Annotated in this window: 11 protein-coding genes; all 11 read left to right on the plus strand. The window is 51.1% G+C overall.

What is annotated here, in order from left to right; translation table 11 throughout:
- Positions 1–20 precede the first annotated feature (20 nt).
- A complete protein-coding gene (locus JOE45_RS23130; protein ID WP_210022154.1) occupies positions 21–2,213 on the plus strand; it encodes a RelA/SpoT family protein in 2,193 nt (730 codons plus the stop codon).
- A 40-nt stretch (positions 2,214–2,253) separates the two neighbouring features.
- Complete coding sequence (dtd, locus tag JOE45_RS23135) at positions 2,254–2,700, plus strand: D-aminoacyl-tRNA deacylase (RefSeq protein ID WP_210022153.1); 447 nt, start codon at positions 2,254–2,256, stop codon at positions 2,698–2,700.
- Between the two features lie 119 nt (positions 2,701–2,819).
- Positions 2,820–3,002, plus strand: a complete 183-nt coding sequence (locus JOE45_RS23140; RefSeq protein ID WP_210022152.1) for a hypothetical protein — start codon at positions 2,820–2,822, stop codon at positions 3,000–3,002.
- Positions 3,003–3,302: 300 nt separating this feature from the next.
- Positions 3,303–5,261: an FAD-dependent oxidoreductase gene (locus JOE45_RS23145; RefSeq protein WP_210022151.1), complete on the plus strand. Its 1,959-nt coding sequence runs from the start codon at positions 3,303–3,305 to the stop codon at positions 5,259–5,261.
- Positions 5,262–5,409: 148 nt separating this feature from the next.
- Positions 5,410–5,565, plus strand: a complete 156-nt coding sequence (locus JOE45_RS23150; RefSeq protein WP_210022150.1) for a hypothetical protein — start codon at positions 5,410–5,412, stop codon at positions 5,563–5,565.
- A gap of 188 nt (positions 5,566–5,753) precedes the next feature.
- Positions 5,754–7,016: a histidine--tRNA ligase gene (gene hisS / locus JOE45_RS23155; RefSeq protein ID WP_210022149.1), complete on the plus strand. Its 1,263-nt coding sequence runs from the start codon at positions 5,754–5,756 to the stop codon at positions 7,014–7,016.
- 40 nt (positions 7,017–7,056) lie between these two features.
- Positions 7,057–8,841, plus strand: coding sequence for an aspartate--tRNA ligase (gene aspS, locus JOE45_RS23160; protein WP_210022148.1), 1,785 nt, complete (start codon positions 7,057–7,059; stop codon positions 8,839–8,841).
- Between the two features lie 32 nt (positions 8,842–8,873).
- Positions 8,874–9,626, plus strand: coding sequence for a tRNA threonylcarbamoyladenosine dehydratase (locus JOE45_RS23165; RefSeq protein WP_210022147.1), 753 nt, complete (start codon positions 8,874–8,876; stop codon positions 9,624–9,626).
- Between the two features lie 163 nt (positions 9,627–9,789).
- Entirely contained in the window at positions 9,790–10,578 is a 789-nt protein-coding gene (locus JOE45_RS23170; protein ID WP_210022146.1) for a hypothetical protein, read from the plus strand.
- Between the two features lie 4 nt (positions 10,579–10,582).
- A complete protein-coding gene (locus JOE45_RS23175) occupies positions 10,583–11,044 on the plus strand; it encodes a hypothetical protein (protein ID WP_210022145.1) in 462 nt (153 codons plus the stop codon).
- A 145-nt stretch (positions 11,045–11,189) separates the two neighbouring features.
- The gene (locus tag JOE45_RS23180) at positions 11,190–12,515 is read left to right on the plus strand and encodes a replication-associated recombination protein A (RefSeq protein WP_210022144.1); all 1,326 of its coding nucleotides are present in this window, start codon (positions 11,190–11,192) and stop codon (positions 12,513–12,515) included.
- The last annotated feature ends 72 nt before the right edge of the window (positions 12,516–12,587 follow it).

Here is a 12,587-nt window from a genome sequence, read left to right on the forward strand (position 1 = left end):
TTAAGGGAATGGATGGACGGATGGGGATCGAGCAGCTTCTTGAGAAGGCATCCACATATTTAAAAGAGAATGATTTGAACCGAATTCAGGAAGCCTATGAATTTGCCGACCAAGCCCACATTGGGCAGATGCGCAAGTCCGGGGAACCCTATATTTTGCATCCGCTCGCAGTGGCTGACATTTTGGTCAATATGCAGATGGATACGACTTCGGTGATTGCCGCGCTGCTTCATGACGTGGTAGAGGATACGACTGTCTCCTTGGAGGTTGTGCACGAAAAGTTCGGTGCGACCTGTGCAATGATTGTTGACGGTCTGACCAAGCTGGAGAAAATCAAGTTTAAGAGCAAAGAAGAGCATCAGAATGAAAACTACCGCAAAATGTTCGTGGCCATGGCTCAGGATATTCGCGTGATCTTGATCAAGCTGGCGGACAGGCTTCACAACATGCGTACGCTGAAGCACCAGTCGGAGGAAGCCCAGCGGCGTATCGCCGACGAAACGCTGGAAATTTTTTGCCCGATCGCGCACCGGCTCGGAATTTCGGCGATCAAATGGGAGATGGAGGACATCGCCCTGCGCTACTTGAATCCGCAGCAGTACTATCGGATTGTCAATCTGATGCAGAAGAAAAGAGCCGAACGGGAGCAATACATTAACGACGTCATTTTTTCGGTAAAAGATAAGCTGCATGAGATGGGCATTGAGGGCGATATTTCCGGCAGGCCGAAGCACATATACAGCATTTACAAAAAAATGACCGTGAGAAGCAAGCAGTTCAGCGAGATCTACGATCTGCTTGCGCTGCGTATTATCGTGGATAACATCAAGGACTGCTATGCGACGCTAGGTATCATTCACACGCTTTGGAAGCCAATGCCGGGCCGGTTTAAGGACTACATCGCGATGCCGAAGCCGAACATGTACCAATCGCTTCATACCACGGTCATCGGTCCCAAGGGCGAGCCGCTTGAGGTGCAGATCCGTACGTTCGAAATGCATCGTACCTCCGAGTACGGGGTTGCGGCCCACTGGGCTTATAAGGATGGTATGACGTTACCGTCCGGCAGTTACGAGGATAAAATGCATTTTATCCGCGAGATTATTGAGTTGCAGAATGAAGCGCAGGATGCTCAGGAGTTCGTGGAATCACTCAAAATGGACTTTTTCGCCGACCTGGTGTTCGTCTTTACGCCGAAGGGTGAAGTCATTGAACTGCCGGCAGGTTCCGTACCGCTGGACTTCGCATACCGCATCCATACGGAGGTTGGCAACCGGACGATCGGGGCGAAGGTGAACGGCCGGATCGTGCCGCTGGATCATAGGTTGAAGACAGGCGATATCGTGGAAATTCTCACATCCAAGCATTCGTACGGTCCGAGTCAGGATTGGGTGAAGCTGGCCAAATCGTCACATGCGCGTACAAAAATCCGCCAATGGTTTAAGAAGGAACGGCGGGAGGAAAACGTCTTGAAGGGCCGGGAGCTGATAGAACGCGAGCTGAAGCGGCTCGGTTTGGAGCCTCCTTCGTTTATGAAGGAAGACGAGATGATGGAGGTCGCCCGTAAATTCAATTTCCATGAAGTGGAGGACATGCTGTCGGCCGTAGGCTTCGGAGGGATCACTGCCGCGCAAATCGTGACCCGTTTAACGGAGAAGATTCGTAAAGAGGCACAGGAAGCACAGCAGCAAGCGCTGCTCACTTCCGAAGTCAAGGAGATGAAAGTTCCAACGGAGAAGGAGCGCAGAGGACGTCCGACGAACGGAGTTCGGGTTAAGGGCGTAGATAACCTGCTAGTCCGTTTTGCCCGGTGCTGTAATCCGGTTCCCGGCGATCACATTATCGGTTATATTACACGCGGTCGGGGCGTATCCGTTCATAGAGATGACTGTACGAATATTCCTTCGGCTGAGCTCAGCGATGAAGGAAATCGCGTGATTGAGGTCGAGTGGGTAGATGATATCGAAGCCAACTACAATGTGGAAATTGAAATCACCGGTCATGACCGACGCGGTTTGTTAAACGAGGTGCTGCAGGTAGTGTCTGAGAGCAAAACGACTATATCCGCCGTATCCGGTCGCTCGGATAAGAACAAGATGGTGATGATTCACATGACGATCCTGATCAAGAACATTGATCACCTTCATTCGGTTGTTGAGAAAATTAAGCGAATCAAGGATGTGTATTCGGTACAGCGCATCATGCAGGTTTGACCAAAGCGTTATAATGATATGAAACGGGGATTACTAATAGATGAGAGTAGTATTGCAGCGCAGCAAGAATGCTGCGGTGACAGTGAATGGCGAAACGGTAGGCGCCATTTCCCGCGGGTTGGTGCTGCTTGTCGGCATCGCTGACGGAGATACCGAGCAGGATGCCGCTTATGTGGCTGAGAAAGTAGCGGGACTGCGGATTTTTGAGGATGAAGGCGGGAAGATGAATCTGTCCGTGCTGGAAACGGGCGGGCAGGTGCTTTCGATTTCGCAATTCACGCTTTACGGGGACTGCCGCAAAGGGCGTCGTCCGAATTTTATGGGAGCAGCACGCCCGGAGCATGCCGAGCCGCTATACGACCGGTTTAACGCCATGCTTCGTGAGCAAGGGCTTCATGTAGAGACGGGACGATTCGGAGCGATGATGGATGTGTCGCTCGTGAATGACGGACCGGTAACCCTGATTGTGGAAAGTAAGCAGGCTTAACCTTTTGTTATGGAGCATGATACTTGGCTAGGGAAAGGGATAAGGGCAAGTGGTTTTGGGGAAAATAGGAACTAGCGTATGTTTATGCACTATGACCTGTGAGGAGCCGATCCCATACCATGTACCGATCACCCAAAGAACAACTGATGCTATTACCGGAGCTCCAACTGGGTTCCGGCTCCGGACGTGCAGAAGAAGGGGCGGCTCTGCTGCCTTCCGGGCTCGATGATTGTGAGATGAGCGCAGCCTTTTCCTCTGCAAGCGAGCAGCTTAAGCGGACGCCCCGCAAACCTACCCGCTGATCTGCAAGAACAGGAGAGGCGAGTTTTACAAGTACCAAAGTAAGCTTAAACGGGCTCCGGAAGGAGCTTTTGTTTTGTAGTTATATCCACTGACACAGAAATGATCCAGCCTGCTTCGGAGTGGATGGAAAGCAACAAGTATAAGCCTTATTACATGTACCGGTAAAGTTTTTCTGAAACCTATTGCCAACATATTACGTATAAACGCTTGTCTACCCCCTATTATTGCCTTCTGAGGCAATAGGTGCTTGGCTTGGCTTGTACTTATATTTCTTTTATCACATGAATCAGAGGTGTTGTATGGCAGCAAAAGCAAGGAGTTCCTATGGCGGGAGTGCCAAGGGATATGTTCTGTTAATCGCGTTGTTGGTGTTGATTGCGGCGGGAGCCAGCGCTTTGTACTGGTGGAAATCGGGAAGCACGCAGGCCCATGGAGGCCAAGCAGGCGCAACTCAGAAGCTTGCCGAAGTAAAAACAGTAGAGACCCCTAAAGACAGTTATGACCTAATTGTGGCTGGCACCGATCCGGAGGGTGTTGCAGCAGCCGTTTCTGCGGCTCGCAACGGACTAAAGACGCTGCTTGTTGATGAGCACAACCGTGAAATTCTCGGCGGTTTGATGTCGCTTGGTTGGCTGAATAGTCTAGATATGAACTACGAGCCCGATAAAGGGGTGCTTCATAAGCGTGAGATTTTAAATAAAGGCATTTTCACGGAATGGTATGCCAAAACCGAAGGCGATTCCTTCGATGTGATTACGGCAGCCAACGCTTTTAACGAGCTCGTGGCCGCTGAGAAGAACGTGGATGTACTGCTCAAAGTGAAATCGATGGAACCGGTGCTTAGCGAGTCGGGATCCGCTTCTGTAATCACAGGAATGAAGCTTACTTTGGCTGACGGAACGGTCAAAACGGTTCAAAGCAAAGCGGTAATCGATGCAACCCAAGATGCGGATATTGCCGCTGCAGCGGGAGTTCCTTATACAACAGGCCGCGAGGATTTGGGCGACAAAAAGTCACGCATGGCCGTTACGCTGGTGTTCCGTTTGAAGAACATCACGCCAGACGTTTGGCAGAAGATGAAAGAGCGGCTGGAGAACGACAATGATGCAGGTACGGGCATCAATGAGATGAGTGCTTGGGGTTACAAGGATATGAAAGATTACCCGCCGATGAACAAGGAGCGGGTAGCGATGCGCGGCCTGAATATCGGAAGGCAAAATAACGATACGATGCTGATCAATGCGCTGCAAATTTTTGGTATTGACGGAACGGATCCGAAATCGAAGGAAGAGGCGTTTCATCTCGGTAAGGAAGAGCTCCCCCATATCGTTGAATATATGAAAAAGCAATATCCCGAGTTTGCCGGCATAGAGCTGGATGCAACAGCGCCGGAGCTGTATGTTCGTGAATCAAGGCATATTCAAGGGGAATACAGGTTGAGTATCATCGATGTTCTGGAAAACCGTGACCAATGGGACCGGATTGGCTTCGGCTCCTATCCAGTTGATATCCAACGTATGTCTCCTGCGGATACAGGAGCTGTAGTAAGCGTTCCTCAGCAGTATGCCGTTCCGTTCCGCAGCATCGTTCCGCTGAAAGTGGACGGTCTGCTGGTGGTCGGACGCGCGGCAAGCTTTGATACGCTTCCGCACGGTACGGCTCGTGTCATACCCGTGGGAATGGCTACTGCTGAAGCTGCAGGTGCTGCTGTGAAGATTGCCGAAGAAGCGGGGCTCACGTTCCGGCAAATGTCCGCGAATAAAGAAGTGATCGCGCTGCTTCAGGATACGTTGAATAAGCAGGGCTTGGTGCTTCAGCCATACAGCATCCAGCCGCAGCCGTTCATGGAGCATAAGCAGTACGAGGGACTAAAGGTTGCGGTTACCCTCGGCCTTGCTACAGGAGGATACGATAACAATTTTGCTCTTGACGCTAAAAGCAATCAGCAGCGGGTAGCCAACATGCTGGAGGGGATGCGCAAATTTAAGCCGGAAACGATGTCCGGCAGCCCGTCGGCTGGCCTCGTGAAAGGCTCTGCTCCAAGGAACCTGCCAGTTTCCATGGAGCAGGCGGCTTACATGATCGCTCTTATGCTCAAGGTCGAGGCTGCACGAGAGAATGCTGTTGAAGCTCTACAAAGCAGAGGCTTTTTGAAGCAGGAGACGGTAGATGGGATTGCGAATAAGCAGGAGCTCACGAACGGGGACACGTACTTAATGATCAAGGATGTGTACAATGTTGTGAGGGATATGAAATAACTTGTCGAAATCCTTCGATCCAAGGTTTGTTTTTGCTTGACTTTGGAAATATTCAAGATTAGAATATAGGATAGTTAATTGAGTCAAATTCAATGATCCAGTGATGGGACAAAGTACTTCGAACTTGCATAACTTAGAGAGGGAAGCCATGGCTGCAAGTTTCCTTATGCGAATCGGACGAACAGACTTCCCGGAGGACAGGCGGGGAACCCCGGATAAAGAGCAGCAGATGAATGTACATTCACTGAAGGAATCTTATTCGGTCAGTAGTCGTTCTGCGCAGGCGGGCGTTATCCGCATCTGAAGTGTGAATGATCTTGTAGTCGGTATGCCATTAGGTAATACGCTGCAAGAATTGTTCAAATCGTGGGTGGTACCGCGGGAGACAAAGCCGTTAGCGAATCTCTCGTCCCTGAATTGGATTCAGGGGCGGGAGTTTTTTAATTTTCATCGATGTGTCTCGTTGTCAAAGAAGAAAGGAGCGACCAATAGATGAGTATTCAAAAACCGAAAGGTACGCAAGATTTGCTTCCTGGCGAGATTGAAAAATGGCAGTATATCGAGTCCAAGGCCAGGGATCTGTGCCTGCGCTTCAATTACCGTGAAATCCGTACGCCGATATTTGAGCACACGGAGCTGTTTAAGCGCGGGGTCGGAGAAACTACGGATATCGTCGAAAAAGAGATGTATACGTTCCTGGATAAGGGCGAACGGAGCATCTCACTCCGTCCCGAAGGCACGGCGGGCGTCGTACGCTCTTATGTCGAGAATAAGCTTTACGGCGAACCGGATGTCAGCAAGCTGTATTATATCGGACCAATGTTCCGCTATGAACAGCCGCAGGCCGGACGTTACCGCCAGTTCCACCAATTTGGTATCGAGGCGTTCGGTTCCGTTGATCCCGGATTGGACGCGGAGGTTATTGCGCTCGGCTATACGTTCTATAAAGAACTGGGGCTCAAAGAGGTAACGGTGGAGGTCAATTCTGTCGGAAATCCGGCGGTACGGGAAGCATATCGAGAGCATGTGCAGCGTTTCTTCGCGCCGGTGAAGGATCAACTGTGTAAAGACTGCCAGTCTCGTTACGACCGCAACCCAATGAGGATTCTGGATTGCAAGATCGATCAGAAGTACTGTGAAGGCGCGCCAACGATTCTCGAGCATCTGGATGAGGAGTGCTCCGTGCATTTTCAGGCGGTGCAGGATCATCTTCAGGCGATGGACATTCCATTCCGCATTAATCCACGCCTGGTCAGAGGCCTGGACTACTACACGCATACCGCGTTTGAGTACAAAGCTGCGGGTATCGGCTCTATCGACACGATCGGTGGAGGCGGCCGTTACAACGGCCTCGTAGGCCAGATCGGCGGAACCGATCAGCCCGGCGTAGGTCTCGGTCTCGGGATGGAGCGCATCCTGCTCGTGCTGCAGGCGCAAGGAGTCGATATCCCGTCGGCAAAACCGCTTGACGTGTATGTAGTTGGCCTCGGCGAGGCGGCGGAGAAGGAATGCGTCAAGCTGCTGCAAAGCCTGCGCCTCGCAGGGCTGACGGCAGAGAAGGATTACCTTGGTCGAAAGATCAAGGCAAAAATGAAATCGGCCGATCGGTATAACGCGGTCTATGTAGCTATTCTGGGAGACGATGAGCTTGCCCGCGGTGAAATCACCGTGAAGGCAATGGCTACCGGAGAACAAGAAACACTGCCGCTTTCCGGCCTTGTGCAAACGATGCAGAGCCGGATCCGGAATGTATAAATAAGTCTATTCTTTATCACACTTGGAGGTAGGAATTAACATGACTATGATGTTAAAAACCCATCAATGCGGAGCCTTAAGTAAGGCGAACGTAGGAGAAACGGTAACTTTGAACGGTTGGGTGCAGCGCCGTCGCGATTTAGGCGGCGTGCTCTTCATTGATCTGCGTGACCGCAGCGGTATCGTGCAAACCGTCTTCAATCCGGATTTTTCCGGGGAAGCTCTTGCCGTAGCCGATCGCGCACGTAACGAGTATGTATTGGCCGTTCGCGGGAAAGTTGTTGAACGGGATGCGGAGACGATCAATCCGAACATTCCGACCGGTGAGATCGAAGTTCAAATCACTGAAATCGAGATCATGAATGCAGCCAAAAACCCACCGTTCTTCATCGAAGACGGCATCGAAATCGATGAATCGCTGCGCCTCAAATACCGTTATCTCGATCTTCGCCGTCCGGAAATGCAGCGTACCTTGATGCTTCGCTCTAAAGCCGCAAAGGTATTCCGCGATTTCCTCGACGAGAACGGCTTTATAGACGTGGAAACGCCTATTTTAACGAAGAGCACGCCAGAAGGCGCACGTGACTATCTCGTGCCGAGCCGGGTTCATCCGGGCGAGTTTTTCGCACTTCCGCAGTCGCCTCAAATCTTTAAGCAGCTGCTGATGGTCGGGGGATTGGAGCGTTATTATCAGATCGCCCGCTGCTTCCGCGACGAAGATCTGCGTGCCGACCGCCAGCCGGAATTCACTCAGGTGGACATTGAGACATCATTCTTGTCGCAGGATCAGCTGCTGGAACTGATGGAACAGCTGGTTGTGAAATTGTTCCAAGTAACAGCCGGTGTGGAGATTCCTACTCCGTTCCAGCGTATCAGCTACGCGGACGCGATGGGGAAATACGGCTCGGATAAGCCTGACCTCCGTTTCGGTCTCGAACTGAAGGATGTGTCGGACGTTGTTGCCGAATCGGGCGTGCAGGTATTTGCCAACGTCATCAAGAAGGGCGGCCAAGTGAAGGCGCTGAACGCTAAGGGATGCGCAGCATGGAGCCGTAAGGAAATCGACGATCTGGGCGTATTCGCATCGCGTTACGGCGCCAAGGGCCTTGCTTGGATGACTTACAAGGAAGGCGAACTGAAAGGACCGATCGTGAAGTTCTTCAGTGAGCAGGAGCTTGAAGCCTTGAAGGAACGCTTAGAGGCTGAAGAAGGAGACCTGCTGCTGTTCTCCGCCGACACGAAGAAGGTCGTTGCGGATGTACTGGGCAACCTTCGCCTCAAAATCGGCCGCCAGCTTGGCCTGATTGACGAAAGCAAGTTCAAATTCGCTTGGGTGGTTGATTTCCCGCTGCTTGGCTATGACGAGGAAGAGAAGCGTTATGTGGCGGAGCACCATCCGTTCACGCGTCCGAAGGAAGAGGACCTGCATTACTTCGATACAGACCCGGGCCAAATTCGCGCTCAAGCTTACGACCTCGTGCTGAACGGCTACGAAGTGGGCGGAGGCTCCATGCGGATCTATCAAAGAGATGTGCAGGAGAAAATGTTCGGGGCTCTTGGCTTCTCCAAAGAAGAAGCACAAGAGAAATTCGGCTTCCTGCTGGAAGCTTTCGAGTACGGTACGCCTCCACACGGGGGGATTGCCTTCGGTTTCGACCGCCTGGTCATGCTGATTACCGGACGCAGCAACCTGCGTGAGACGATCGCATTCCCGAAAACCGCAAGTGCCACGGATCTCTTGACCGATGCACCGGGAACGGTAGATGATAAGCAGTTGGAACAGTTGTCGATCCGGCTGGCATTGAAGCAGCCGTCGTCTAAATAAACGATTAGGAAAAGGAGTGTGAGCTTGCCCATATGCTGCACCAATTTTCCCGAACAGAGCTTGCCATTGGCCCAGAAGGGCTCGAGGTGATGAAGAATAGCACGGTAGCGGTGCTTGGCATCGGCGGCGTCGGTTCAATTGCCGCCGAGGCGCTGGCCCGTACCGGCATTGGCCGGATCGTGATGATCGACAAGGATGTCGTCGATATTACGAACATTAATCGTCAAGTGCATGCGTTGATGTCGACCGTTGGTCAGCCGAAAGCGGATTTGATGAGAGATCGCGTTCTGCAGATTAATCCGGAATGCGACGCCATAGCGCTGCGCATGTTTTATACGGAAGAAACGTATGAGAAGCTGTTTGAGTATCCGCTGGATTATGTCATTGACGCTTCGGATACGATCAGCTATAAAATTCATTTGATCAAGCAATGTCTTCAGCGCAAGATTCCGCTCATCTCCAGTATGGGCGCTGCCAACAAGATGGACCCTACCCGCTTTCAGGTAGCTGACATCTCGAAGACAACCGTCGATCCGCTGGCCCGTGTCATCCGGCACAAGCTGCGTAAGGAAGGCATCAAGAAAGGCGTGAAGGTGGTCTTCTCTACGGAGGAGCCAATGAAGCCGCGTGTGGACGTTACTCAAAAAATCGTGCCGGAGAACGCTCCGGAAATTCGCAAAGCACAGCAGCCTCCTGCCAGTAATGCTTTTGTACCGCCTGTGGTCGGACTGATCTCGGTGAGCGTCGCGGTGAAGGAATTGCTGGCGAAAGCTGGCATCAAGTGAGTTGAACCCTTATAAAACATGTAAAAAAGCATCCATCCGAGCAAACAAGCTCATGGATGCTTTTTTGCATGTTTACAATAAAATACAAAAAAAAGTTAAAAGCAGGGCATACTGTTATCGTTTGTGTTGCATTTCACTATATGGTCATATGGGGTGTCCTGGGATGGAAAAACATCGGAAAGCTTCTCAATACAGGCGATATTTAGCTGTGGTAGGTACGTTAAACGTTAATTTTCTTCATCTGCGCAAGCCATGGGTCGTCGCTTGGTGGTCTGCGGCATTCCCCGGTTTCGGACATTTGCAGCTGGGTATAAACATCAAAGGCTTCATTCTTATCTTGTGGGAACTATTGGTTAATATGCTGTCAAGAATCAATGAATCCATGGTGTATGCATTCAATGGACAATTCGAATTGTCCAAAGCAGTTCTCAATAAACGCTGGCTTCTCATGTACATTGCCGTTTACGTATATGCGATTTGGGACAGCTATCGGACTACGGTAGAGCTTAACAAGGAGTATGTGCTTGCAGCAAGGGAGGGGGCGCCGATCAATCCTTTCCAAATGAACACCATTGCACTGAACCACTTGGACAAGCGTTCTCCATGGCTAAGTGCAGTATGGTCATTGTTAATGCCTGGATTAGGACAGCTGCATATTCACCGAATTCCCATCGGCTTTTTCGTGTTAGGCGCTTGGATGATCATCGCGTATTATTCGCACTTTATGGAGGTATTGCTGTTGACAATTAATGGAGGCTTAGGGAATACCGTCGGGATGCTTGATCCGCAATGGTTATTATTTCTGCCATCGATGTACTGCTTCTCCGCTTATGATGCATACACGCATGCCGTTGAAAGCAATCAAATATACAACCGCTGCCAACAACAATGGCTTGAGAAGAATTATGACGGGTTACAGCTAGATCTTAGCATAAATAGGGGGCGTCTATAAAAGGATGTATGTCTTTGGGACATTTCATTATTCTGCGGAGCTGGAGCTCGCGTTAAGCGATTTGGAAGCCCAAGGAATTTCAAACGAACGCATCGCGGCAGTACATCTGGCTAACAGTCAGGTGCTCGCTCCACATATCATGGATACCATTCATCGGTCAGACGGTGTAAGCTTGCTCGATGGCGCCGCTGTCGTTGGGACTGTTTTTTCCGTCATTGGTGCTTCGATCGGTTATAGTCTGGTATGGGGACCCATTATCTGGGGCTTGCTTGGTCTACTTGCCGGAGGGATTGTCGGATATGCGATAGATGCTTGGATCAACCGGGAATCTCGACGACGGCGGCATCGCAGCAGAGACAGCAGTGATGTAATCGTCATTGTGGAATGCGCTCCTAACCAAGTGCCACAGGTACGACAGACGATGCAGCATCGGTTGGCGCTTCGCATCGGAGAAATGGGCGAGTGAACGGAGAAAGCTGATACATGGCCATATTGGATCTGTTTAGGGTGTACTCATCGAAGGTGAATTTTGTTATAATAAACAGCAATCGGCAGACGATATGAAACTATCGATGATACATGGTAAAAGAAGCTAAGAGGTTGTGATCAGCATGGATTTATTTACGATGGCGGCCGAGCAAAGTCCGTCAGGAAAGCTGCTTGCTGACCGAATGCGTCCGATAACCCTGGAGGAATATATCGGACAGGAGCATATCGTAGGACAGGGTAAGCTGCTACGCCGGGCGATTGAGGCAGATCAAGTTACTTCGATCCTGCTCTATGGGCCCCCCGGCACGGGCAAAACGACGCTCGCTAATATTATTTCCCACCGCACCTCAGGTATTTTCATAAAGCTCAATGCTGTGGACGCCAGCGTCAAGGATGTCCGCGAAGTGATAGATCAGGCAAAACATAATCGGTCGTTATACGGAAAAAAAACGATTTTGTTTTTGGACGAGGTGCACCGCTTCAATACCTCCCGGCAGGATGCTCTACTGCCTGCAGTGGAACAAGGAATTATTATTTTTATTGGGGCGACGACGGAGAATCCTTTCCATCATGTCAACGGCGCGCTGTTGTCTCGATCTACGTTGTTTCAACTGGAGTCCCTTACGCACGAGCATTCCCTCATTGCCATGAGAAGGGCGCTGGCCGACCGTGAGCGCGGCCTAGGCTTCATGCCTATCGAAGCAGAGGAGGGGGCTTTGGAGCACCTGTCTCGAATGGCAGGAGGAGATATTCGGCGGGCTCTCAATGCTCTGGAGCTGGCTGCGCTGACGACGCCGCCTGAGAGAGACGGTACCATACGCATTACGCTCGCGGTGGCAGAGGAATCGATTCGCCGTCCTACGATTAAAGCGGACGAGTCCACACAGTATGACGTCCTGTCGGCGTTTCATAAAAGCTTACGCGGCTCAAGTGATGCGGCCCTGTTCTGGTTTATGTACGCGGTAGAAAAGTTGGGGATGGATCCAATGACATTCCTGCGGAGACTCATCGTCATGTGCAGCGAGGATATCGGCCTTGCGAACCCGCAGGCCATGGTGCAGGCGGTGACGGCTATGGACGCCTATCATAAGATCGGCTGGCCGGAATCGAAATATGGGATTGCTCAAGCAATCCTGTTTGCAGTAGAGAGCCCCAAATCGAACGCTATTCCCGGCGCGCTTGCCAAGGTGTCGCAGGCAATGGAGAGGCTGAGGTCTGCAGAAGTGCCACTGCATTTGCGCGACGCGCATTATCAAGGAGCTGAGAAGCTCGGGCACAAAGGATACTTGTATCCGCACGATTATCCGGGGCATTACGTGGAGCAGCAGTATTTGCCGGGCCCGATAAAGCATGAACGTTTTTATGAAGCCTCCAGCCAGGGTACGGAAGATAAAATACGGCAAAATCAAGAAAAGCGGCGGTCCTCCCATCCCAAACCGAGAGGATAAATTTGAGGGGCATGAAGTGAGTATAGTATGATAAGAGCAATGATCTTTAACTCTTAACTTAGAAACGAGTGA

Source organism: Paenibacillus sp. PvR098 (assembly GCF_017833255.1).
Classification (GTDB): Bacteria; Bacillota; Bacilli; order Paenibacillales; family NBRC-103111; genus Paenibacillus_G.

Bases quoted from the DNA above. Each gene is read 5' to 3' on its own strand.
- JOE45_RS23140 (WP_210022152.1), top strand. From the start codon at position 2,820: ATGTACCGATCACCCAAAGAACAACTGATGCTATTACCGGAGCTCCAA.
- JOE45_RS23150 (WP_210022150.1), top strand. From the start codon at position 5,410: ATGGCTGCAAGTTTCCTTATGCGAATCGGACGAACAGACTTCCCGGAG.
- JOE45_RS23145 (WP_210022151.1), top strand. From the start codon at position 3,303: ATGGCAGCAAAAGCAAGGAGTTCCTATGGCGGGAGTGCCAAGGGATAT.
- JOE45_RS23175 (WP_210022145.1), top strand. From the start codon at position 10,583: ATGTATGTCTTTGGGACATTTCATTATTCTGCGGAGCTGGAGCTCGCG.
- JOE45_RS23170 (WP_210022146.1), top strand. From the start codon at position 9,790: ATGGAAAAACATCGGAAAGCTTCTCAATACAGGCGATATTTAGCTGTG.
- JOE45_RS23180 (WP_210022144.1), top strand. From the start codon at position 11,190: ATGGATTTATTTACGATGGCGGCCGAGCAAAGTCCGTCAGGAAAGCTG.
- JOE45_RS23130 (WP_210022154.1), top strand. From the start codon at position 21: ATGGGGATCGAGCAGCTTCTTGAGAAGGCATCCACATATTTAAAAGAG.
- JOE45_RS23165 (WP_210022147.1), top strand. From the start codon at position 8,874: ATGCTGCACCAATTTTCCCGAACAGAGCTTGCCATTGGCCCAGAAGGG.
- dtd (WP_210022153.1), top strand. From the start codon at position 2,254: ATGAGAGTAGTATTGCAGCGCAGCAAGAATGCTGCGGTGACAGTGAAT.
- hisS (WP_210022149.1), top strand. From the start codon at position 5,754: ATGAGTATTCAAAAACCGAAAGGTACGCAAGATTTGCTTCCTGGCGAG.
- aspS (WP_210022148.1), top strand. From the start codon at position 7,057: ATGACTATGATGTTAAAAACCCATCAATGCGGAGCCTTAAGTAAGGCG.